Below are 21,903 nucleotides of genomic sequence, written 5' to 3'. Positions count from 1 at the left end.
CAGCTATACCGCCGTAAAGTTCCTGGCATGCGAGCCACCGGAACCTTCGAGGTAGCCAACTTCACGCCGGCCCCTGTGCCGCCGTCCGAGGTCAAGACGGCGTTGCCCACGGGCGTGGCCACGATGACCAAGACCATCACCGGCGAGATCTCCGGCCGGTCCGCCATTCTTTTCACCGCGGCTTACGACCCCGCCACCGGCACCGGCACCTACGTGGCGATGGAGTCCTTCGAGGGCAGCGTCGGGGGCCGCGAGGGCGCCTTCAACTTCGCGCATTCGGCGACCACGCTGGGCGAGGACCGCGAGGCCGAGTTCTTCGTCATCGTCCCCGGCAGCGGCACGGGCGCGCTCACCGGCCTCACGGGAACGGGCGGCCTGTCGGTGGCCGGCGACGGCACCCACACGATCTGGTTCGACTACGAGCTCGCGTAGCTCAGGCGCTCATCCGTGGTCGCTGACCTCCTGACGGTGCTCGCCGATCTGGACGTCCAGCGACTCCTCGGCCGAGTCCGGCGGGGCCGTCGTGCGGCGGGCCAGGCCGATCACGCCCAGCGTCATGACGATCCCCGCGAGCGCGACCACCACCAGGCCGGCCGTCCCGAAGCGGAAGCTCTCGTCGAACAGGATCACGCCGGCGATGGCGGCCACGAGCGGGTTCGAGACGCTCACCGTGGCCAGCGGCGTGGCCAGCCCCGCGCCGCGGTACGAGAGCTGCCCGAGCAGATAGCCACCGGTCGACAGCACCACGACCATCCCCGTGATGAACATGGAGACGGCGTGGGCGCCGTGCTCGGTGAACGACGCCAGCAGCGCCTTCGACAAAACCGACGAGATGCCGAAGGCCACGCCGGCCGCAGTGGCCAGCGTCACAGCGCGCCAGCGGGCCGAGCGGGCGACCGCGGCGGCGGTGGTGAGGGCGCCGACCACCGCGAGTGTCAGAAATGCGACATACCGTCCGGAGGTCTCGGTGAGCAGAGCGGGGGCGGAAGACTCGACCGAGAGCGACATGATCAAGGACAGACCGAGGACGGTGAGGGCGGCGTCGATCCAGGCGGGGATGCTGATGCGTACGCGATAGCGCAGCGCCGAGATCGGCAGGGCGAACAGCAACGTCAGCGTGCCCAGCGCCTGCACCACGGCGACCGTGCCGAAGTTGAGCGCGAGAACGTGCAGGCCAACGCCGCCCGCGGTGAGCAGCAGCGCCACCGCCCACCGAGTCACGCCGCGCTGATGGTGCTCGGCCAGCCGCTCCTGAGCGACGGCCGCGCCCGCATAACTCGCGGCGGACAAGATCGACAGTGCGACAGCCCACCCCAGTGACCCCATGGACACCCCTCTTCGAGCTTGCCTCACCGATCCAGCAGTCAGCCTGGCGAAGACGCGGATTCTTTGCGTCATCCCCCGGAGGTAAAGATCCCTACGGCAGTTGTAGTACCGCATCCGGCCGAGCGGTGCCACGGGAAATTCGGGTCGCCGATCTCCGGGGCCTCTGCCACGATCAGGCCCATGACGCAGGCGGCGAGGGTCCGGATCGGCTGGAGCGACCTGCCCGAGACCGTGCGCTCCCGGTCCGAGCAGATCATCGGCGGCCGGGTCGTGGCCGCGCGCTCCCAGCCGGGTGGGTTCTCGGCCGGCAGTGCCGACCGCGTGGTCACCGACTCCGGGCGCCGCGCCTTCGTCAAGGCCGTCACCCCGGCGGTCAACGCGCGCTCGGCCGAGCTCGCCCGGCAGGAGATGCGGATCACCTCGGCGATGCCCGGCCACGCCCCGGTGCCCCGCATGCTGGGCGGCTTCGACGACGGCGACTGGGTCGTGCTGATCCTCGAGGACATCGACGGTCTCCACCCCCGGACCCCGTGGGTGGAGAGCGAGATCGACGCGGCCGTGACCGCTCTCGCCGAGCTCGCCGCGGCCGTCACCCCTTCGCCGGTCCCGGGCGTGCCGTCGGCGGCCGACAACCTGGCCGACGACTTCACCGCGTGGGAGAGGATCGCCGCCGATCCCCCGGCCGACCTCGACCCCTGGGTCGCCCGGCGCCTGGGCGACCTACGGTCCGCGTCCGAGCGGGCGCTGGCCGCGATCGCGACCGGCGAGACGCTGGTGCACTGCGACATCCGCGCCGACAACCTGCTGATCCGGCGCGACGGCCGCATGATGGTCGTCGACTGGCCGTGGGGCTGCGTCGGGCCGGAGTGGTTCGACCGGCTGCTGCTCGGGCTCGACGTGCTGACGAACGGCGGCGATCCGTCGCGGGTCTTCGAGGGCATCGACGAGGGCACGGTGACCGACATCATCGCGGCCATCGCCGGCATGTTCGAGCACATCCACCGCCTTCCCCCGCCGCCCGGCATCCCCACCGTGCGCGCCTTCCAGAAGTCCCAGGCGGAGGCGATCCGCCCGTGGCTGCGCGAGCGTCTCTGATCTGAGCGCGCCCCCGAGCCGTATTCCACGGCGGGTGGTTACGGCCATCGCACCAGATGGGAGGTCCGGCACACCCGGCCGGACCGGGCCCGGCCGCGCACTAGGCTGGGAGATCTGGGCTTCGGCGTGGCGGCCCGACCGGCCAACAAAAGTCTCACGGAACGGAACAAGATGATCGACCAGGCCAAGGTACGAGTCCTTCTGCTGGAGAGCATTCACCGCGACGCGGTGTCCCGGCTCGAGGCCGAGGGGTACCACGTCGAGTCCGTCCGCAATGCTCTGGACGAGGCCGAGCTCATCGAGCGCATCCAGGGCGTCCACCTGCTCGGGATCCGGTCCAAGACCAAGGTGACCGCCAAGGTGATCGAGTCGGCGGACAGCCTGGTCGCGGTGGGCGCGTTCTGCATCGGCACCGACCAGATCGACCTGACCGCGGCGACCGCGGCCGGTGTCGCGGTGTTCAACGCGCCGTTCTCCAACACGCGCTCGGTGGTCGAGCTCGCGATCGCCGAGATCATCTCGATGACGCGCCGGCTCACCGAGAAGAACGCGCTGATGCACCAGGGCGTCTGGGACAAGTCGGCCGAGGGCGCGCACGAGATCCGCGGCCGTCGCCTCGGCATCGTCGGGTACGGCAACATCGGCACCCAGCTCTCGGTGCTCGCCGAAAACCTGGGCATGCATGTGTCCTTCTACGACACCGCCGACAAGCTGGCGCTGAGCAACGCGCACCGCTGCGCCTCGCTGGAGGAACTGCTCGAGACCAGCGACTTCGTCACCCTGCATGTGGACGGCCGGCCCGGAAACGCCGGTTTCTTCGGCGCCGAGCAGTTCAAGCGGATGAAGCCGGGCGCGCTGTTCCTCAACCTGTCCCGCGGCATCGTCGTCGACCACGTGGCGCTGCGGGAGGCGCTGGAGAGCGGCCACCTGGCCGGCGCCGCCGTCGACGTCTTCCCCACCGAGCCCAAGGGCCGGGGCGACGAGTTCGTCTCCGAGCTGCGCGGCCTGCCGAACGTCATCCTCACCCCGCACATCGGCGGCTCCACCGAGGAGGCGCAGTCGGACATCGGTGACTTCGTCGCCAACAAGCTGACCCACTTCGTGAAGGACGGCAACACGACGCTGAGCGTGAACCTGCCGTCGGTGGCGCTGCCCGAGCAGTCCGGGATGAGCCGGATCGTGCACGTCCACATGAACACGCCCGGGGTCCTCGCCAAGGTCAACAGCATCCTGGCCCAGCACCATGTGAACGTGGAGGGTCAGCTGCTGAGCACCCGCGGCGAGTACGGATATCTGATCACCGACATCAGCGGCGGGTACAGCGACGAGGTGCTCGAGCAGCTGCGCGGCATGGAGCAGACGGTCCGCCTGCGCGTTCTCTCGTAAGACCTAAGCGTTCTCGATGGTCAGCGCCGTGATCCGGGCGCCGGCCGTGACGTCGTAGCGGTCGGCTGTGTCCCAGCCCTTCGGGGTGAGGGTCGAGCCGGCCGCCACGTCTTTCAGGGTCTTGGTCCCGGCCACCACCGTCTGCGCGCCACCGCCCACCTTGATGCGCACCGGGTTGTCGGCCGGGGACTTGAGGGTCAGCTTGTCCACCGCGCCATTGATCTTCAGGGGCACGGTGCCGGACGGCTTGGCCAGCGTGACCTCGGCCTGCTTCATCGCGGCGACCATTTCGATCCCGCTGACCTGGCCGCCGCTGAGGTCGATGATCTGCTTCTCGGCGTACCCGGAGAAGCGCAGCTGCCAGCGCACCTTCGCGGCCAGCACCACCTCGATCTCGCCGCCGGTGCCGTCGCCGTCCTTGCTGACCTGCAGCTTCACGTCGTCGTTGCGGATCGTCGGGTTGGGCACGAAGCCCGCGTCGTCCGGTGTGGAGATTCGGTAGAGGTCGTCGCCGAGCTCACCGATGGTCACGCGTACGGAGTTGGCACCGGCCAGCAGCTCGAAGCTCGCCTTGGCGCGGTTGTCGAGCGGGGCGCTGACCGTACGCCCGGTGGTGCTGCTCCCGTTGCCGAGCGGCAGCACCGGATCGGAGCCGGAGAAGTACATGACGCCGGCGATCGATCCGAGCACCAGGACGATCGCCGTGAGCAGGCCGAGGCCGACGGTGACCACGCGTGACTGCCGCGGGGGAGGCGGCGGTGCCGGGGTGGGCGGGGTGTCACGCCGGGCGACCCGGCGCTCACCGGTGTCAGTGCGCCAGGCGTTGTGTTCTCCCGATGGGGAGCGGAGGGCGCCGGAGACCCGCTCGAGCGGCTCGGGGTCGAGCCGGGGCGGCGGCGGCCAGCCGGATGACGCCGGCGCGGCGGGCGAGAAGCTGGTAGACGCCGGCGTGGCGGCCGGCCAGGGGGAAGACATGGGCGCCGGCGGCGCCGAGGTCGGTCCTTGCCGCACCGGGGAGATCGGCTCGTCCGTGAAGCCGAACGAGGCGCGCGAATTGGCGGCCGGGGAGGAGGCCGCCGGAGGGGCGGCGGGGATCTCGGTACCCTCGGTGAACCAGGAGCCACCGGTAGTGGTCTCGGCCGGCGGATGAGCGATCGGCCGGCGATAAAGTGTGTCCCCACGCGAGTCGGCCACAGCCACATCGGACGACAAGTCGTCAGCTGCTCGGTCCACGAGTCTCCCCTGTCGCAATGCCGGCTACCCGGCGTCCCCGACAGAGGTACGTATTTGAAGTTCTCCCGGATGAGTGCTGGCAGGAACTACTTACCGTTACTGCCGGCCGGGCCGGATGAGCCCCCGCCGGGTCGCGATCGCGACCGCTTCGAGCTGGCTGTGCGCGCCGAGTTTCGCCAGCACAGCCTTCACATAGCCACGACACGTGTGCAGGCTGATGCCGAGCCGGCGGGCGATCGCGCGAGCGTCCAATCCGGCCGCCATCAAATGCAGCACTTCGTCTTCCCGTACGGTGAGGCCGCTGCTACGCGGCGCGACGACCGGGGACTGGCTGCGCAGCAGCCGCGCGAGGATGTCGGTCGAGACGGTCATGCCGCCACCGTGGGCGGTGCGCAACGCGTTCAGCACGTCACCGAGCGCGCCGTTCTTGGAGAGGAAGCCGGCCGCGCCGGCCGCGGTGGCCCGCCCGACGAGCGCGCCCTCATCGCTGGCAGTGAGGATCACCACACGAGTGTCCGGTTGGCGCACCCGGATCAGCTCGGCGATCGCAATACCGTCCGCATCGGACAGATCGGGGTCGAGCAGGATCACGTCGGGCTGCAGCTGCTGCGCGAGCTGTAGGGCCTCGGCGCCGGTGCGCGCGTGCCCCACGTACTCGAGGTCGGGCTGACCTGCCAGAGCGTGTCCGAGCAGCTCGGCGAACGTCTGGTGGCCGTCGACGACGAGGACGCTGATCGCTTCGCCGTGTTTCATGCGCCACCTTTCAAACCGAACGGACCTCGGAAGTCTAAGGAGTATCCGCACCTATCTTTGCCCTACCAACAGCCTGCCGGGGCGACGGGCCGGATCCGTTCCGCCGGTACGCCCGGAAGCAGGATGAGGCCAAGCGGTCGCGATCACCAGTCTTTCGGGTGATGAGACCCCTAGCATTGGGCCTTGCCGGTCAACTTTGCCAGACGCAGAGTTTCCATTCATGTTCGACATCCAGCTCTTCGGTCGCATCGAGGTCCGTACCCGGGGCGAGTGCCTCTCGGGCGCCGACTTCGGCGGTGACCGGCCACGCCACCTGCTCGCGCTGCTCGCGCTGCGTGGCGAGGCGTCCATCTCGGAGCTGGCCGACGCACTGGGTACGGGCAAGAAGTCCGTCGAGGCCGACTTGTCGGTTCTTCGGGCGCACCTGGAACCTGGCATCAATCCGCGCGATTCGGTCATCGTCGCGCACCGCGGGCGCCTGCGCTTCGACCCCGACCGGGTCCGGATCGACGTGGCCCGCTTCGACGAGCTCATCGCCCTCGCGGCCGGCCGCGCCCCGGGGCGCGCCGTGAAACCGCTCACCGCGGCCGCCTTTCTCGCCACCCGCCCGCTGCTCGAGGACGAGGACGAGCCGTGGGCCGCCGAGCTGCGCAACGAGTACCGCGCGAAGCTGATGATGGCCCGACGGCCATCGGCCGAAGTATCGGTTAATTAGCGCGCGCCACCCCGGCCGGGAGAGCAGAATCGCCGGGTGCTGACCACGCTGCTGCCGGTGCCGCTCGCGCCGGAGATCTCGCTGCATCTCGCGGGCGGCGACGTCGGCCTGTTCGATCTGACCGGCGGCGAGTTCCGCAGCGACCAGCCACCACCGTTCTGGGCGTTCGTCTGGGCCGGCGGCCAGGCCCTGGCCCGCTACGTGCTCGACCACCCGGCAACGGTCGCCGGCCGCACGGTCCTGGATCTCGCCACCGGCTCCGGCGTGGCCGCGATCGCCGCGGCGAAGGCGGGGGCCGCGAGCGTGGGGATAGCCGACATCGACGCCGACGCGATCGCCGCCGCCCACCGCAACGCCGAGGCCAATCACGTCACGTTGAGTGACGACGTAACCCAACCGGCCGTGATCCTGGCCGGCGACGTCTTCTACAGCTCCCCGGTCGCCGACCAGATGATCCAGCGGCTCCGGGCGGAGCGGCGAAAAGACCGGCAGGTCCTGGTTGGCGACCCCGGTCGCGGGTATTTCCCGGAGCGGCTCTTCGAGCCCCTGGCGGAGTACACCGTGCCGGTCCCCGCCGCGCTCGAGGAGACCGAGGCGCTCGCCACGACGGTCTGGCGCATGCGATAAGCGTCACGTTCCGTCGTACGCAATAAGAATGCTTTCACCAAGCAACAAGTTGTAGGCTGCACGCATCAATCGAAGGCTGCAGGGAAAATCACCATGCACGACAGAGCCGAAGCGCGGCTGGCCGACGAGATCATGCGATTCTTCCGGCTCGGCGCGCGAGCCAAGGGCATGCTCAACAACGGAGACCTGGGTGCGGAGTTCTCCGCGCTGATGTTGCTCTTCCCGCTGCGGTTCCTCGGACCGATGCGCGTGACCGACCTCGCCGAGGCCAAACAGGCCGACCCCTCCACGGTCAGCCGGCAGGCGGCCCAGCTGGTGAAGGCGGGCCTGGCCCGCCGCGAGGCCGACCCCGGCGACGGGCGGGCATCGCGCCTGGCGATCACCGACGCCGGGCTGTCCGCCTGCCGCAAGCTGCACGACGCCCGCGAGGCCTTCCTCGCCGAGGTGCTGAGCAGCTGGCCGGCCGAGCGTGTCGACGCCTTCGTCGAGCTTTTCATCGAATTCAACACCGCGGTCGAAGCCCATCTGCGCAACGAGCCGGCCGCGCCACCTCTACGGGAGAACGCGTGAGCAACCCCAAGACCACCTCGCCGCCCGCCGCCGGCTCCGCGGACTTCACCCATCGCCAGATCCTCACGGTTCTCGCCGGCCTGATGATGGGCATGTTCCTGGCCGCCCTGGACCAGACGATCATGGCGACCGCCACCCGGACGATCGCCGACGACCTGCACGGCTTCAACCTGCAGGCGTGGGCCACCACGGCGTTCCTGATCACCTCGACGATCTCGACGCCGCTCTACGGCAAGCTCTCCGACATCTACGGCCGGCGGCCCTTCTTCCTGTTCGCGATCGGCATCTTCGTGGTCGGCTCGATGCTCTGCGGCCTTTCGCAGAACATGTACGAGCTGGCCGCGTTCCGCGCGATCCAGGGCATCGGCGCCGGCGGCCTGATGTCGATGGCGCTGGCGATCATCGGCGACATCGTCCCGCCCCGCGAGCGGGCCCGCTACCAGGGCTTCTTCCTCGCGGTGTTCGGCACGGCCAGCGTCATCGGCCCGCTGCTCGGCGGCTTCTTCGCCGGCCAGGACTCGATCGTCGGCATCACCGGCTGGCGCTGGATCTTCTACCTGAACGTGCCGATCGGCATCGCCGCGATGGCCGTGGTGGCCCGCGTCCTGCACCTGCCGCACCACCGCACCGACCACCGGATCGACTGGCCCGGCGCGGTCGCCCTGATCGTCGGCCTGGTGCCGCTGCTGACCGTCGCCGAGCAGGGCCGCGAATGGGGCTGGGACTCGCCCCGCGCGTTCGCCTGCTACATCGTCGGCGCGCTCGGCATCGCCGCGTTCATCATCGCCGAGCGGGCGTACGGCCACGAGGCGCTGCTGCCCCTGCGCCTGTTCCGCAACAAGACGGTCGCGGTCGGCTCGATCTCCAGCACGATCATCGGTATGGCCATGTTCGGCGGCCTGCTGACCGTGCCGCTGTACCTCCAGATCGTGAAGGGCTCCTCGGCCACCGAGGCCGGCCTCCAGATGATCCCGTTCGTGATCGGCATCATGGCCGGCTCGATCGCCGCCGGTCAGCTCATCGCCCGTACCGGCCGCTACCGGATCTTCCCGATCATCGGCAGCATCCTGATGGTCTCGGCCCTGGTGCTGTTCTCGCTGATCGGCGCCGACACCCCGCTCTGGAAGACCATGCTGATCATGGTGCTGATGGGCCTCGGCCTCGGCGGCAACATGCAGCCGATGATCACCGCGGTGCAGAACGCGGTCTCGCCCCGGGAGATCGGCGTGGCCACCAGCTCGGTCACGTTCTTCCGCTCGATGGGCGGCACGCTCGGCACGGCGATCTTCCTGTCGGTGCTGTTCAACGTGGTCGGCGGCAAGATCGCGTCGGCCTACCAGAAGGCGCAGGCCACCCCGGCCTTCCAGCAGTCGGTGGCCGCCGACCCGAGCCAGATGCAGACGCTGCAGCAGGCGCAGGGCAGCAGCGCGCTGAACGACACGTCGTTCCTCGAGAAGCTCTCGGCCGTCGTCTCGCACCCGTTCAAGGTCGGTTTCTCGGACGGCATCCAGGTCGTCTTCATCTTGGCCGCCGCGGTCATGGTGGTCGGCCTGATCGTGGTGTTCTTCCTGCCCGAGGTCCCGCTCGCCCAGCGGTCGGCCCAGGCGCAGCGCGAGGCCGACATCCTGGCGGCGGAGAACAGCGACGGCGTGCCCGGCGAGGTCGGCGCCGGTCCCCTCCCCGACAAAGTCATCCATTAGAAACCCAAAATTGGAGCCGGGACGCCCACGCGTCCCGGCTCTGTAGTTTTGGCGCATGTCTGTCGTGAAGATCAACGCCATCGAGGTGCCCGAGGGCGCCGGCCCCGAGCTGGAGAAGCGCTTCGCCGCCCGGCAGGGCGCCGTCGAGAACGCACCCGGCTTCCTCGCGTTCGAGCTGCTGCGCCCGGTCAACGGCGAGAACCGTTACTTCGTCTACACCCGCTGGGAGTCCGAGGAGGCGTTCCAGGCCTGGTCCTCGGGTTCCGCCCGGGAGGCGCACTCGGGCGAGCGGGCCAAGCCCGTCGCCACCGGCGCGTCACTGCTGGAGTTCGAGGTGGTCCAGCACGTCGAGAAGGCTTAACCGCGGCGGGCCGCCGCGGCGGCGATCAGGCGATCCGCCACCGCGCGGCGGTCCAGGCCGAGGCGCTGGGCGGTCTCGCCGAGCACGTCGTAGGCCTCGCGGACGCCGCACCCGCGCTGGGCGATGATCACACCGACCGCCCGGTCGACGGCGGCGTCGGTGCTGGTCTCGTCGCGGCGGCGCAGCTCGCCCAGCAGCACCTCGGCGTGGTTGACCAGCGCCATCGCGGTCAGCAGGAGATCGGGCCCGAGGTTGCCGGGCCCGTCCAGATAGAGGCTGACCGCGCCCACCTCGGCCCGGGGCACGTCCAGCGGCACGGCCACCACCGCGCGGACGCCCTCGGCGCGCGCGGGCTCGGCCAGCTCGGGCCAGCGCTCGTCGGTGGTCAGGTCGTTCACGGTGACCAGAGCGCGGGTGCGGGCCGCGTGCAGCCCGGGGCCGGTGCTCAACGCGTACTGGAGCTCATCGACGCCCTCGCCGGACGGCCCGGCGGCGGTGCAGGTGAGTGGCCCGCCCTCGCCGATCAGAGCGACCGAGCAACGCACCACGCCCGGCACCGCGCCGATCGCCAGTGCCGCAAGGCGCTCGAGCGCCGAGGCGAAGCTCTCGGCGCCGAGCAGACGCACCGAGAGCTCGTGCAGCAACCCGGCCAGTTCGACCGCGTGCGGGCCGCTCAGGGCGGCGGAGCGCGCGCTGCGGGTGCGCGCGGGACGGCTCAGTAAACGAGCGGGGCCGCGCGTCGGCGCAGAAATCCGGCGATTCGGGACAGACACGCGGGGAATATTGCCATGACCATCGACGAACACGGAAGTTCGGTGCCCCTACCGGGTGGTGTCGCCGGGCGCGGCGGCCTGGTCGGAGCGGCGATTCTCCACCGCTTCGGGGTCGTCCTCGCGCCGGTCGGAGTCCGCCAGGATCGCTTCGGCCTGTGCCCGCGGGTCGGCGCTGCCGGCCACACGTTCCTCCGGCAGCAGCTCGGCCGCGCGTTGCTCGATCCGGTCATCGCTCATAGATGATCAAATACCCCGGCCGGCAAGCCCCTGAAACACGTCGCCGCCCCCGGGCGAACCCGGGGGCGGCGTACGAGATGTCGGTGTGCATGTCGCCTCGCGGCGAAAGGCACAACACGGCTCCAGCCGAACGGTATTCCGTGAAGGCAAAGTGGTGAGGCCCGGGGACACTGGACACACCGACATCTGTTCTCAACGGTCGGCCCTCGACCATGATTCCGTTAGCAACTGTGACGCCGGTCACCCCTCCGTGGCCTGCTTGGCGCGGTCGTAGGCCATCTGGAGGAAGTCGGAGGCGGCCGTCGCGGTCAGGGCGGTGGCGACCAGGCGGGTCAGGCGCGGCGCGAGGACCAGGCCGCCGGTGAGGCCGGTGGCGACCCACACGGCCAGGCAGAACGGGCAGGTGACCAGCTCGCCGAGCCCGTGCCGGATGGAGTTGCCCTCGTCGCGCACCTCCTCGTTGAGCTCGCCGAGCCGGCCGGCTCGGCGTAGCGGGCGAGCGGCGCCCGCAGCGGGCTCGCCACCGCGTCCTTGGCGAGCAGGCGGCTCAGCTTGTGGGTGGCTATCGAGATCAGCAGCACGTCGGCGGCCGCGGGCCGGTCGGGTACGCGCTTCCCGGTGACCTTCGCGGCGGCGGCCAGTCCGGCGGCGAGCGCGCCGAACGCGCCCATCGCCACGGCGTACCCGGCGAGAGGCCGGTGCTCGTGCGGCGCGTACGCCTGACCGACGCGCTCCACCCGGTCACGCAGCGACTCAGTCACACGGCCTCCTCAGAAGTCCTGGGTGAGACGGGACGGGTCGACCTCGCGGCCCGGGTAGCGGGTCATGTACTCGGTCTCCAGCTCAGCCGTGCGCCGGAAGTGGTTGTCGAGGGCCGCGTCCGGGCCGTGCCGCAGCGTGGACATCCGGGCGCGGTAGAGGCTGGACAATTCCCGGAACAGGTCCTCGTCGTCGAGCGTGGCCGGGTCCACGCCGATCTCGGTCTCGGCGTCCGTCATCGTGCACCTCCGTGTGGGTCATCACCTGGCAGGACGGTTGCCCGCGCCGACGAAGGGCAAACGTGCCGCCGGTACGCTCGTGTGCATGAAGGGGCTCTGGACGCCGGCGTGGATCGCGCGGCACGTCCTGGCGCTCGTCGCGATCGCGGGCTGCCTCGGGCTGGGCTGGTGGCAGTTCAGCCGGGCCAGCGGGGGAAACACGCTCAGCTGGGGCTACACGTTCGAGTGGCCGGTCTTCGCGGCCTTCTTCGCCTTCCTCTGGTACCGCGAGGTCCAGCTCGCCCGCAAGCCGCCCGAGCCCGCGGAAGAAAAGGACGAAGAGCCCGAGAAGCTTCCAGGTTCGCCTGTTACGGTCGGCCGGCCCGTGCGTGTCGCGGTCGACCGGGCGCCCGCCGCGGACGACCCCGAGCTGGTGGCTTACAACGACTACCTCGCCTGGCTGGCCGAGCACCCCGGCGCCGGGGCGATGGATTACCCCGGATACTCCAAGAAATAAAGGGACGTGGCACTGTGCAGGGAGCGCTCACCCGCTATCGGATCATCGCGTGGATCGTGGGCGTCTGCCTGCTCACGATCGTCCTGGTCGGCATGCCGCTGAAGTACCTCGGCGACAACGACACCGTGGTGGCGATCGTCGGCCCCGCGCACGGCTTCCTCTTCATGGTCTACCTGGTGCTGACCTTCGACCTGGCACGCCGGGCGGGGTGGCCGTTCCTCCGGATGATCATCGTCATGGCCGCCGGAACCATCCCCTTCCTCTCCTTCTGGGCGGAGCGTAAGGTCAGCCACGCGTGGGTTCCCGCCGACCTGGCGAAAAGTCCGGTTTAAGCGGTCGAATAACCCGCAGTCTTCGTCGAATGACAATGCGTTATCGGGATCAATGGCGCATATCTGGCCTTTTCCTTAAATCCCGCGTAGAGACCTTGATTTTGATTCGCGCATCGATAAGTTAATGCGGTTGGTTCGGTCCGCAGCCACACCCCTCCGTGGCGCCGGCCAACGCCGCCCAATCGACGCGGTGTCCCGTCACGCCCTCCCCCAGGGCGGACGCGGTAGTCGCGCCGAACCGGGGAACCGCGTTTCTGGGGTGAATCCGCGAGAGCGGTAGGGCCTTCTTCCCGCCCGAATCCGACAGCTAACCCGGTCGGCGGCCAGCAGCGGAAGAAAGGTCAGCAACCGGTGCCAACCCCCCGCACCAGGCTTCGGGCACTCGCGGTCGCGGCGATGGCGATCGCGATCACCGGATCCATGGCGACCGCGGCACACGCGGCGCCGTCCGAGACCGAGCTCAAGAAGCAGATCGAGACCGCGTCGAACCAGCTCGAGGACATCACCGAGTCGTACAACAAGCTCAAGATCGACCTGAACAAGACGGCGACCGACCAGAAGACCCTCCAGGCCTCGCTGGCGCCCGCGAAGGCGAAGCTCGTGGTCGCCGAGGCTCAGGTCAGCAGCATCGCCGCTACGGCCTACAAGCAGGGCCGGGTCGGGCCGATGAGCGCGATCCTGGGCAACCAGCAGGGCGGCCTCGTCGAGAAGATGAGCTACCTCGAGATGATCAACCGCGCCAACCAGCGGGACATCGACGACTACACCGCGACCACGCAGAACTTCGCCGACCGGCAGGCCGCCCTGAAGACCACGCAGGCCAAGCAGGCGGCGCAGCTCAAGGCGATGGACACGCGCAAGAAGACGATCGAGGCGAACATCAAGAAGCTGCGCGCCATGCGGGAGCAGGCGTACGGCAGCGCGACCGAGACCGGTGTCGCGGGAGCGGCCGGCCCGGCGCCGTCCATCTCCGGCAAGGCCGGCGTCGCCGTCGACTTCGCGTACACGCAGGCGAACAAGCCGGCCTACTACGGCTACGGCGACGCCGGACCCAACACGTTCGACTGCTCGGGCCTGACGATGGCCGCGTGGGCGAAGGCCGGCAAGTCGCTGCCGCACAACGCCGCCGCGCAGTACAGCGCCACCGCCCGCATCAGCAAGTCCCAGCTCCAGCCGGGCGACCTGGTGTTCTATCGCAGCCTCGGCCACGTCGGCCTGTACGTCGGCGGCGGAATGATCATCGACGCGTCCCGCGAGGGCGAGCCGATCAAGAAGAGGTCGATCAACATCATGACCCCGTACGGCTACGGACGCGTGAAGTAACCCCGGACGCAATGAAGGCCGGTACCCGAGGGGGTACCGGCCTTTCGCGTCGCGGAAGGGGGATCAGGCGGCCTGCAGGCCCTCGGCCCGGGCCAGCTCGCGCAGCCGGCCGAGCGCCTGGATCTCGAGCTGGCGGATGCGCTCGCGGCTGAGCGAGAAGCGCGAGGCCACCTCGGTCAGCGAGTGCTCCCGGCCGTCCTCGAGGCCGTAGCGCGCCCGCATGATGCCGGCCGAACGGTCGTCGAGGTGGTTGAGCAGACCCTCGATGCGCTGGCGCTCCAGGGCCGTCAGCACGATCTCCTCGGGCGAGGGTGCGTCGCTGTCGGCCACCAGGTCGCCGAGGTTGGTGTCGCCGTCGTCGCCGACCGGGGTGTCCAGGGACACGGTGTCCTGGGCCCAGCGGGTGAGCTCGTTGACCCGCTCGACCGTCACGCCGAGAGCCTTCGCGATCTGCTCGGGCTCGGGGTCGGCGCCGAGCTCGCGGACGAGCTGGCGGGTCACGTTGCGCATCCGGTTGACGTCCTCCACCAGGTGCACGGGGAGGCGGACGGTGCGCTCCTGCTGGGCGATGGCCCGGCTGATCGCCTGCCGCACCCACCAGGTGGCGTACGTCGAGAACTTGTAGCCGCGCTCGTAGTCGAACTTCTCGACCGCGCGCACCAGGCCGGTGTTGCCCTCCTGGATCAGGTCGAGCATCGGCATGCCGGAGCGCACGTAGCGCCGGGCGATCGACACGACCAGTCGCAGGTTGGCCCGGATGAACAGATCCTTCGCCCGCTGACCCTCGTAGACGATCCGCTCCAGCTCCTCGCGGCTCACGCCTCGCGGCGTCTCGCCCTCGTCGAGCAGGAACTCCGCGTAGAGGCCCGCCTCGATCTGCTTGGAGAGGTCGACTTCCTCGGCTGCGCTCAGCAGTGGCGTCCTGGAGATCTCGTGCAGGTAGACGCCGACAAGGTCACGCTCCTCGGCGACCTGGTCGGTCCGCATCACGGTGTTCTTCTCCACGTTGCCCACGGTCCCCTCATTGCGTTCACTACTTACCCCGTTACGGGCAAACCCTGTGTTCATCAGTTCCTCCCCGTAACGTCCGCAGTTCGTACTTTGCGGTTACTGGCATCTACACAACAAATGACTGCTCGCACTGATTCCGGCTGGTGGGTCGAAAGTGTCACGAATGCCTGGGTGATTGCTGAGAGCCGCGTGCGATGTTCCTGAAGAGGGCTCTTGGCACAGCATTCGCGCGCCGCAGCCGCGGTCGGTCACGCAGCAGAACGCTTACCCGCGTCGGTCTCCATGACACCATCGGCCCCCCACCTGTCGCAGCGACGGGCATCACCACCGACCTTGGGATGTCCATCACTACCCAGTACGGCCGTTCGGCTTCCTGGGTTCACGTGCAGCATCGACAGCTTCGCGACCGGCTTGAACCAAAAATCTCATCAAAAAGATCCCGGGGCGCGGTGCCGAACGGGACCACCTGCCACAATGCGGCACGGCGCGCCATAGTTCACTCGCCCGCAAGGGTGACGCCCGTGCAGGTGACGGCCTATTTCGTAACTGTGCGCGACCACCAGGCCATCCTCCGCCGAGCGTGACGAGAACCACACCGTCCCGGGCGGATGAACGGGCAACATGATCCCCATGGGCAATGGGCGGACGGTCTTCGTCACTGGCGGCGCCGGCGGGCTGGGAACGGCCACGGTGAGGGCCTTCCTGGCCGACGGGTGGCGGGTCGTCGCGCCCGTGCGGCCGGGCCGGAAAGGGCTTCCGGAGGGCGCGATCACGGTCGAGGCCGACCTCGCCGATGAGACGGAAGTCACTGCCGCGATGGCCGTCGCGGCGGGCGATCCGGAGGCGCCGTTGCGCGCCGTCGTCAATCTGGCCGGCGCGTACGGCGGCAGCGGGCTCGTCGCGGAAGCGCCCGTGGCGGAGTTCGAAGGGTTGCTGGCGCGCAACCTCCGGCCGACCTATCTGGTCACCCGGGCGGCGCTGCCGCATCTGGTGGCGGCCGGCGGCGGCGGGATCGTGTGCGTGTCGTCGCGGGCCGCGGTGGCGCCGTGGCCGGGCGCGGCCGGATACATCACCGCGAAGGCGGCGGTGCTGGCGTTCGCGGGCGCGGTGGCCGTCGAGTACAAGAAGCAGAAGGTCCGCTGCAACACGATCCTGCCCAGCGTCATCGACACCCCCGCCAACCGGCGCGACATGGCCGGCGCCGACTTCTCGAAGTGGGTGAAGCCGGAAGAGATCGCGCCCACGATCCTCTTCCTGGCCTCCGACGCGTCGGCGCCGACCACGGGCGCGCAGATCCCGGTGTACGGGCAGAGTTAGAGCACCTCCGCGAGCTGGTATCCGAGGGCGGTCGCGCCGGCCAGCAGCGGGGCGCCGGCCAGGATCAGCGCGCGGACCCGGGAGCGGGCCGGGGTGACCGGGGCGGGCAGCGGCAGGCGGGCGCGGATCTCGGCGGCGACCTGGCCGGGAGTGCCGTTCGCGTCGATCACGACGAAGCTGTCGTACTCGGGGAGCGAGCGGTAGGCGGCCGCGGCGGCCGCGAGGTAGTCGGTGCTCTCGTGGTCGTAGCCGCGGGCCTCGATCCGGTCGTGTGCCACCTGGGGGTCGACCACCAGCAGGAAGGTCACGTCGGGCCTCGGGAACAGGCGGTAGGCCCAGCGGGCGCGGCGCTCGGCGGCGGGGCGGGCGGCCCGGGCGCGCAGGCTCGCGTACTGGCAGACGGCGTACCGGTCCATCACGGTGATCTCGCCGGTCAGCGCGCGGCGCAGCAGGGTACGCAGAATGGCGAGCCAGCGCAGGACCGACTCGACGAACAGCATCGTTCGCCGGCCCAGCAGGTCCTCGGCGTCGTCACCGCGACCGAGCCGGGCGGCGAGCCGGCCGAACCAGCGGCGGCCGCCCGCGTTCCGGCGGTAGGCCGCGTTCAGCCCCTCGGCGGCCAGGTCATCGGCGAGCCGGTGGGCCTGCGTCGTCTTGCCACTTCCGTCGATCCCGACGAGGGCAATCGTGCGTGGCTGCGGGGTCATGCTGAGCGGTCCTTGGCATGCCCTTCTGGCCCTACGGGCACTGCGCTGACTCCGGTGCAGTCGGTCATGCCCACCAACGGTAACTGGCGGTGCCCAGAGGGTTTCACAGGAAACGGTGCTCAGTCCGTACCAAAATGGGGTTAAGCAGTTGATTCTGCTTGTGGTTCAGAGCGGGTCGGGTCGGGTACGGGTTACCGGCACGGACCGGAGTCGAACAGGGAGAACGCCCATGCCGCACCACGTGGACGCCGGCCTGGCCACCACGCTCAAGCGGGTGGCCTCCACGCTCAAGACGGCCGACATCCCCTTCGCGCTCGGCGGCAGTTTCGCCGTGTACGCGCACGGCGGCCACTCCAGCGACCACGACGTCGACTTCCTGCTCCGCGAGCAGGACAAGGAGCAGGCGCTCAAGGCGCTCGCCGCGGTCGGCTTCCGCACGGAGCAACCACCCGAGGACTGGCTGGTCAAGGTCTACGACGAGGACCGGATGGTGGACCTGATCCATCGCCCGGTCGAGACGCCGGTGACCGACGAGACGCTGCGCGACACCGAGGTGATCTCGGTCGAGGCGATCAGCATGCCGGTGATCTCGGCGACCCAACTGATGATCCACAAGCTGCTCAGCTACAGCCAGCACTACTGCGACTTCGCCACCGGCTTCCCGGTGGCGCGCTCGCTGCGCGAGCAGATCGACTGGCAGCGCGTGCGGCGGGAGACCGCCGGATCCCCGTACGCGGAGGCCTTCCTGATCCTGCTCGACCGGTTGGACGTCGTCCCCGCCGATAGGGACGAGCCGGATGGGGAAGGGGGATGAGATGAGCACCCAACTCGACGAATACCTGGAAGCCGAGATCCAGAGCCTGCTCACCGACGGGCGGGTCGCCGAGCTCGGCATCACCGTGCACCGCCGCGAGCACACGCTCGTGCTCGGCGGCGAGGTGGAGAGCCCGCATCGGCGGGACGAGATCTGCCGTCAGATCAACGAGCGCTTCCCCGACGTGGAGCTCGTCTGCGACATCGGCATCATCCGGGCCCAGGCGCCCAGCGAGGTGGAGGAGATTTCATGATCCGGATCGCCGCCGTGGGCGACGTCCACGTGGACGAGGACGTTCTCGGCCGGTTCCGGCCCGCCCTCGATGAGCTGCCGGAACACGCCGACGTGCTGCTGGTGGCCGGCGACCTGACCCGGCACGGCACCGTCGAGGAGGCTCGCTGCTTCGCGCAGGAGTTCGGCGGGCTGGCCGTGCCGGTGATCGCGGTGCTCGGCAACCACGACCACCAGAGCGACCAGCAGTCGCGGGTCACCGAGGTGCTCATCGAGTCGGGCATCACCGTGCTCGAGGGCGAGGCGACCGTGCTCGAGCTGCACGGGCACCGGCTCGGCGTGGCCGGGGTGAAGGGGTTCGGCGGCGGCTTCGCGGGCGCGTGCGCGAGCAACTTCGGCGAGCGGGAGATGAAGGACTTCGTGGGGACCACCGAGGTCGTCTCGCATCGGCTCGAGGAAGCGCTCAGCTCGGTGCAGGTGGACGCGCTGGTGGCGCTCACGCACTACTCCCCCGTGCCGGACACGCTGCTGGGCGAGCCGCTGGAGATCTACCCGTTCCTCGGCTGCTACCAGCTCGGGCGGGCGATCGACTCGGCGCCGACCGCACTCGCCCTGCACGGGCACGCTCACCACGGCTCCGAGCGCGGGCGCACGCCGGGCGGGGTGCCGGTGCGCAACGTGGCGCATCCGGTCATCAAGCAGGCGTACAACGTCTACCAGCTGCTTTCCGAGGATGTCGATCTTCAATTGGTCGCTACATAACCGTGTTTTGCTTTTGCGGGCCCCGGGTAATCGGACTGCATGGACGTTCTCCTCTGGATCCTCGCAGTCATCCTGGTGGTCGCCGGCATCCTCGCGCTGTTCCGGCGGCAGCTCCTCTGGGGCATCGTGCTGATCATCATTGGCCTGCTGGTTGGCCCGGGTGGCGTCAGCATCTTCACCTGATCCATCTCTCTCCCCCCGAACCTCTTACGAACCGGGGTCACCGAAATCGGTGGCCCCGGTTCTCTTTGTGATGGGCCCGCACACACGGTGCGATGAATGTCCGCAGATGTCCGCGACCTTTGCGCAGTGACAGAGGTCCATCACTTCACGTACGGCGTCTTCAATCCCATCGCCGCGTACCTGCTCGCGTTCCTCGGCTCGTTCTTCGGGCTGCTCTGCACGGCGCGGGCCCGTAACGCCCGCACCCGCGGCCGGCGCAACCGCTGGCTCGGCATCGCCGCGTTCTCGATCGGCGGCGGCGCGATCTGGCTGATGCACTTCGCCGCCATGCTCGGCTTCGACGTGCCGGCCAGCCCGGTGCGCTTCGACATCGCGATGACCGTGGCCAGCCTGGTCTCGGCGGTGATCGCGGTCGGGCTGGGCCTGATGATCGTCGGGCACGGCAAGCGCAGCTTTCCCAAGGTGCTGGCGGCCGGCCTGCTGACCGGCGGCGGCGTGCTGGCCATGCATTACTCGGGCATGGAGGGCATGCACGTGGCGGGGGCCATGCACTACAACCTCTCGCTCGTCATCGCCTCGGCGATCATCGCGGTGGTGGCGTCCACGGTCGCCCACTGGTTCGCCATCTCGGTGCGGGGCTGGGCCCGGGTCAGCATCGCCGCCGGGATCATGGCGGTGGCGGTGTGCGGCATGCACTACACCGGGATGGCGGCGATGTCAGTGCACCTCGACCCCGACATGATCGAGCAGGTGCACGGCATCCGGCCGCTCACGATGATCGTGCCGATCACGCTGATCACCGCGGCCACGATCGTGGGGGTGGCGCTGAGCGCGCTCCAGGCGATGACCGAGGAGGAGTTCACCGACGGCGCCGGCACCCCGAAGCGGGGCGTGCACGCCGAGAACGCCAACCCGTGGTCCCTCAAACAGGCGTCCCTCGCCCCCACCACCGCGCGCCGGCCGTCCCCCCGTCCCGTTCCGATGAGGTCGACAAGCAACAACTGATCGCTACAGTGTGCGCATGGCCGCGCGGATGCTCCTGTCGATGCCACTGCATGCGATCACCGAGGTCTACGGCGAGGAGGGGCTGCGCGACCGGTTCCTTCTCGAGGTCGACTCCTTCCCGCCGGAGGAGGCGGCGCGGCTGTGCGAGGCGCTCGACCTCGCCGCCCGGCTGCACGCCGGCGACCGGCGGGTCCGCGAGCCCTACCTCAACCACCTGCTGCGCGTCGCGATCCGCATCGTCAAGTACTACGGGGTCCGCGACGTCGACGTGCTCACCGCCGCGCTGCTGCACGACGCCGTCGAGGACCATCCGGCCGAGCTGGGCATGCTCGCCACCGGCACCCACCAGGAGCTCACCGACGCGGCCATCGCCGAGCTGGCGCGCCGCTTCAACCCGCGGGTGGCCGAGCTGGTCCGCTCGGTGACCAACCCGGAGTACGACCCCGAGCGCGACCGGCACGAGCAGTACCGCGAGCACGTGGCGGCCAGCCTCGACCGCGACCCCTGGGCACGGGTGATCAAGGTTTCCGACTTCACCGACAACGGGGTGGGCGTCATCCACACCACGGCCGACAAAGCCTTCTCCTCGGCGACGAAGTACCGCCCGCTCGTGCCCAAGCTGCGCGAGCTGGTCGGCCGCCCGGACACGCCGCTGTCGCTGGAGGCCAAGGAGCACATCCTCGACCAGCTCGACCTGGCCGAGGAGCGGTTCGCCGCCATCCTGGACGACTGACATCCGTGCCCGCCACGTAACCGGCGGGTCGGGTAGTCGGCACGGATGTGCCGGGCGGGGGCGCGGGCCGACCCTCGGCCCATGACGAATTTCCTGATCACGCCGCTCGCGATGCTGGCGGCCGCCGCCGGGGTGGCGCTGGGCCCCGCTCTACCGCCGGCGGCCGAGGCCCAGTCCACGGCCGTCGCCGACGTCTACTACGTGCAGAACGCCTCCCACCGGCTGTGGCGGCTGGGGCCCGACTACGTCCCGCACGACACCACCTTCACCGTCGCCGCCGACACCAGCCCGGCCTCCGTGCAGGTGGGCACCCGCACCGCGGTGGTGTTCAAGCGCGACGCCGACGGGCTGCTCTGGGAGCTGCGGAACGGCCGCGCGCCGCAGCGGCTCGGCAACGGCCTCGGCCTGGCCCCGGGCACCCGGCCGGCCAGTGCGGCGGTCGGGGACTACGTGGTCACCGCCTTCGCCGGCGACTCGGGCGGAAGCCTGTGGTGGGTCAGCGACGCGGAGCCGTTCGGGCACTTCACCGGGATCACCATGCTGCCGGGCACCAGCCCCGCGATCGCCGCGACGAACAGCGGCGCCGGCTTCGAGATCGTCTTCACCCGGGCCTCCGACGGCCTGCTCTGGCAGTACAACACCCTGACCGGCCCCCACCGCGTCGGCAACGGCCTCGGCGTCGCGACCGGCACCAGCCCGGCGGTGGCCTCCGCGAACGCCGGCGCCGTCGAGATCGCCTTCCAGGCGCCGAACACCGGCGAGCTCTGGTACGTCGACGAGCACGGCACGCCGTTCAACACCCAGCTCCTGGTGGCGCCCGGCACCAGCCCGGCGATCGCCCCCAAGACGGACGGCTCGAACTACGAGATCGTCTTCAAGAACAAGGCCGACGGCCTGCTGTGGCGGCTGGACCCCGGTTTCGACCTGCGCTACGCCGCCAACGGCCTCGGGGTCGCCCCCAACACCAGCCCGTCGATCGCCCGGATGACCGACGGCACGTTCGCGATCGCCTTCAACGCCGCCGGATTCGGCGACCTGTGGGTGGTCGACGCCAACAACGTGGGCCACGACACCGGCGTCTCGATGCAGCCGGGCACGACCCCGGCGATCGCCGCGAACTGCGAGAACTGCGTCGTGCCCCGCTGAGCGGGGTCCGCGGCACGACTCGGTCGCGGTCGTGCCGCGGACAGAAGCCCGCCCCGGCCGCCGCCACAA

The 21,903-nt window shown here is 69.8% G+C and carries 27 protein-coding genes, 1 pseudogene and 1 riboswitch; of the genes and pseudogenes, 19 read left to right on the top strand and 9 right to left on the bottom strand.

The features are described from left to right. Positions 1-27 precede the first annotated feature (27 nt). Complete coding sequence (locus tag ACQPZX_RS07065; protein WP_433376028.1) at positions 28-432, top strand: DUF3224 domain-containing protein; 405 nt, start codon at positions 28-30, stop codon at positions 430-432. A 9-nt stretch (positions 433-441) separates the two neighbouring features. Here ACQPZX_RS07065 and ACQPZX_RS07060 read toward each other — a convergent pair whose 3' ends face one another. Beyond that, the gene (locus ACQPZX_RS07060) at positions 442-1,326 is read right to left on the bottom strand and encodes a DMT family transporter (RefSeq protein ID WP_433376025.1); all 885 of its coding nucleotides are present in this window, start codon (positions 1,324-1,326) and stop codon (positions 442-444) included. Between the two features lie 180 nt (positions 1,327-1,506). On the opposite strand from ACQPZX_RS07060, the gene ACQPZX_RS07055 reads away from it, so the two are divergent. Continuing rightward, positions 1,507-2,421: an aminoglycoside phosphotransferase family protein gene (locus ACQPZX_RS07055; RefSeq protein WP_433376022.1), complete on the top strand. Its 915-nt coding sequence runs from the start codon at positions 1,507-1,509 to the stop codon at positions 2,419-2,421. A 171-nt stretch (positions 2,422-2,592) separates the two neighbouring features. Next, positions 2,593-3,807 (top strand): phosphoglycerate dehydrogenase, encoded by a 1,215-nt coding sequence (gene serA, locus ACQPZX_RS07050; protein WP_433376019.1) that lies wholly within the window; start codon positions 2,593-2,595, stop codon positions 3,805-3,807. Between the two features lie 3 nt (positions 3,808-3,810). On the opposite strand, the gene ACQPZX_RS07045 is transcribed toward serA, so the two are convergent. Both ACQPZX_RS07045 and ACQPZX_RS07040 read right to left on the bottom strand, forming a co-directional pair. Beyond that, complete coding sequence (locus ACQPZX_RS07045; RefSeq protein ID WP_433376016.1) at positions 3,811-5,001, bottom strand: hypothetical protein; 1,191 nt, start codon at positions 4,999-5,001, stop codon at positions 3,811-3,813. 135 nt (positions 5,002-5,136) lie between these two features. Beyond that, positions 5,137-5,793 (bottom strand): response regulator, encoded by a 657-nt coding sequence (locus tag ACQPZX_RS07040; RefSeq protein ID WP_378970946.1) that lies wholly within the window; start codon positions 5,791-5,793, stop codon positions 5,137-5,139. A 220-nt stretch (positions 5,794-6,013) separates the two neighbouring features. Between ACQPZX_RS07040 and ACQPZX_RS07035 the strand changes: the two genes are divergently transcribed. From ACQPZX_RS07035 to ACQPZX_RS07015, 5 genes are all read left to right on the top strand, one after another. Beyond that, entirely contained in the window at positions 6,014-6,508 is a 495-nt protein-coding gene (locus ACQPZX_RS07035; protein ID WP_433376013.1) for a hypothetical protein, read from the top strand. Between the two features lie 36 nt (positions 6,509-6,544). Then, the gene (locus tag ACQPZX_RS07030) at positions 6,545-7,135 is read left to right on the top strand and encodes a class I SAM-dependent methyltransferase (RefSeq protein ID WP_433376010.1); all 591 of its coding nucleotides are present in this window, start codon (positions 6,545-6,547) and stop codon (positions 7,133-7,135) included. Positions 7,136-7,228: 93 nt separating this feature from the next. Further along, positions 7,229-7,705: a MarR family winged helix-turn-helix transcriptional regulator gene (locus ACQPZX_RS07025; protein ID WP_433376007.1), complete on the top strand. Its 477-nt coding sequence runs from the start codon at positions 7,229-7,231 to the stop codon at positions 7,703-7,705. After that, a complete protein-coding gene (locus ACQPZX_RS07020; protein WP_433376004.1) occupies positions 7,702-9,405 on the top strand; it encodes an MDR family MFS transporter in 1,704 nt (567 codons plus the stop codon). The genes ACQPZX_RS07025 and ACQPZX_RS07020 overlap by 4 nt, the downstream gene beginning before the upstream one ends. Positions 9,406-9,460: 55 nt before the next feature. Beyond that, a complete protein-coding gene (locus ACQPZX_RS07015; RefSeq protein WP_433376001.1) occupies positions 9,461-9,766 on the top strand; it encodes an antibiotic biosynthesis monooxygenase family protein in 306 nt (101 codons plus the stop codon). Here ACQPZX_RS07015 and ACQPZX_RS07010 read toward each other — a convergent pair. The 4 genes and pseudogenes from ACQPZX_RS07010 to ACQPZX_RS06995 form a co-directional block, all read right to left on the bottom strand. After that, entirely contained in the window at positions 9,763-10,539 is a 777-nt protein-coding gene (locus ACQPZX_RS07010; protein WP_433375998.1) for an ANTAR domain-containing protein, read from the bottom strand. The genes ACQPZX_RS07015 and ACQPZX_RS07010 overlap by 4 nt on opposite strands. Positions 10,540-10,587: 48 nt before the next feature. Further along, on the bottom strand, positions 10,588-10,776 hold the full coding sequence (locus tag ACQPZX_RS07005; RefSeq protein WP_433375995.1) for a hypothetical protein: 189 nt from the start codon (positions 10,774-10,776) through the stop codon (positions 10,588-10,590). Between the two features lie 240 nt (positions 10,777-11,016). Then, positions 11,017-11,537: pseudogene (locus tag ACQPZX_RS07000) on the bottom strand (DUF1360 domain-containing protein). 9 nt (positions 11,538-11,546) lie between these two features. Then, on the bottom strand, positions 11,547-11,774 hold the full coding sequence (locus ACQPZX_RS06995) for a DUF6158 family protein (RefSeq protein WP_433375992.1): 228 nt from the start codon (positions 11,772-11,774) through the stop codon (positions 11,547-11,549). 85 nt (positions 11,775-11,859) lie between these two features. Between ACQPZX_RS06995 and ACQPZX_RS06990 the strand changes: the two genes are divergently transcribed. The 3 genes from ACQPZX_RS06990 (at position 11,860) to ACQPZX_RS06980 (ending at position 13,925) form a co-directional block, all read left to right on the top strand. After that, a complete protein-coding gene (locus ACQPZX_RS06990) occupies positions 11,860-12,270 on the top strand; it encodes a hypothetical protein (RefSeq protein ID WP_433375989.1) in 411 nt (136 codons plus the stop codon). 14 nt (positions 12,271-12,284) lie between these two features. Continuing rightward, positions 12,285-12,602, top strand: a complete 318-nt coding sequence (locus ACQPZX_RS06985; RefSeq protein WP_433375986.1) for a DUF3817 domain-containing protein — start codon at positions 12,285-12,287, stop codon at positions 12,600-12,602. Positions 12,603-12,812: 210 nt separating this feature from the next. Then, positions 12,813-12,939, top strand: a riboswitch (cyclic di-AMP (ydaO/yuaA leader). Between the two features lie 14 nt (positions 12,940-12,953). Next, a complete protein-coding gene (locus ACQPZX_RS06980; RefSeq protein WP_433375983.1) occupies positions 12,954-13,925 on the top strand; it encodes an NlpC/P60 family protein in 972 nt (323 codons plus the stop codon). 63 nt (positions 13,926-13,988) lie between these two features. On the opposite strand, the gene ACQPZX_RS06975 is transcribed toward ACQPZX_RS06980, so the two are convergent. Continuing rightward, a complete protein-coding gene (locus ACQPZX_RS06975; protein WP_433375980.1) occupies positions 13,989-14,993 on the bottom strand; it encodes a sigma-70 family RNA polymerase sigma factor in 1,005 nt (334 codons plus the stop codon). A gap of 564 nt (positions 14,994-15,557) precedes the next feature. Between ACQPZX_RS06975 and ACQPZX_RS06970 the strand changes: the two genes are divergently transcribed. After that, the gene (locus ACQPZX_RS06970; protein WP_433375977.1) at positions 15,558-16,253 is read left to right on the top strand and encodes an SDR family NAD(P)-dependent oxidoreductase; all 696 of its coding nucleotides are present in this window, start codon (positions 15,558-15,560) and stop codon (positions 16,251-16,253) included. Here the strand turns inward: ACQPZX_RS06970 and ACQPZX_RS06965 are convergent. Next, positions 16,250-16,960 (bottom strand): dTMP kinase, encoded by a 711-nt coding sequence (locus tag ACQPZX_RS06965; protein ID WP_433375974.1) that lies wholly within the window; start codon positions 16,958-16,960, stop codon positions 16,250-16,252. The two genes, ACQPZX_RS06970 and ACQPZX_RS06965, sit on opposite strands and share 4 nt — an antisense overlap. Before the next feature lie 229 nt (positions 16,961-17,189). Here ACQPZX_RS06965 and ACQPZX_RS06960 point away from each other — a divergent pair, with 229 nt between their 5' ends. From ACQPZX_RS06960 to ACQPZX_RS06930, 7 genes are all read left to right on the top strand, one after another. Continuing rightward, complete coding sequence (locus ACQPZX_RS06960; RefSeq protein WP_433375971.1) at positions 17,190-17,774, top strand: nucleotidyltransferase; 585 nt, start codon at positions 17,190-17,192, stop codon at positions 17,772-17,774. A gap of 1 nt (position 17,775) precedes the next feature. After that, positions 17,776-18,027 carry a hypothetical protein gene (locus ACQPZX_RS06955; protein WP_433375969.1) on the top strand — a complete coding sequence of 84 codons (252 nt, stop codon included), beginning with the start codon at positions 17,776-17,778 and terminating at the stop codon, positions 18,025-18,027. Then, complete coding sequence (locus tag ACQPZX_RS06950; protein WP_433375966.1) at positions 18,024-18,767, top strand: metallophosphoesterase family protein; 744 nt, start codon at positions 18,024-18,026, stop codon at positions 18,765-18,767. The genes ACQPZX_RS06955 and ACQPZX_RS06950 overlap by 4 nt, the downstream gene beginning before the upstream one ends. 39 nt (positions 18,768-18,806) lie before the next feature. Further along, positions 18,807-18,950, top strand: a complete 144-nt coding sequence (locus ACQPZX_RS06945) for a GPGG-motif small membrane protein (RefSeq protein ID WP_396030235.1) — start codon at positions 18,807-18,809, stop codon at positions 18,948-18,950. 126 nt (positions 18,951-19,076) lie between these two features. After that, positions 19,077-19,955: an MHYT domain-containing protein gene (locus ACQPZX_RS06940; RefSeq protein ID WP_433375963.1), complete on the top strand. Its 879-nt coding sequence runs from the start codon at positions 19,077-19,079 to the stop codon at positions 19,953-19,955. A 16-nt stretch (positions 19,956-19,971) separates the two neighbouring features. Continuing rightward, positions 19,972-20,688 (top strand): HD domain-containing protein, encoded by a 717-nt coding sequence (locus tag ACQPZX_RS06935; RefSeq protein ID WP_433375961.1) that lies wholly within the window; start codon positions 19,972-19,974, stop codon positions 20,686-20,688. An 81-nt stretch (positions 20,689-20,769) separates the two neighbouring features. Next, the gene (locus ACQPZX_RS06930; protein ID WP_433375958.1) at positions 20,770-21,834 is read left to right on the top strand and encodes a hypothetical protein; all 1,065 of its coding nucleotides are present in this window, start codon (positions 20,770-20,772) and stop codon (positions 21,832-21,834) included. The last annotated feature ends 69 nt before the right edge of the window (positions 21,835-21,903 follow it).

It is taken from the genome of Actinoplanes sp. CA-142083 (assembly GCF_050942195.1).
In the GTDB taxonomy this organism is placed as follows: Bacteria; Actinomycetota; Actinomycetes; order Mycobacteriales; family Micromonosporaceae; genus Actinoplanes.
This window is presented reverse-complemented; position numbering and strand designations above follow the sequence as displayed.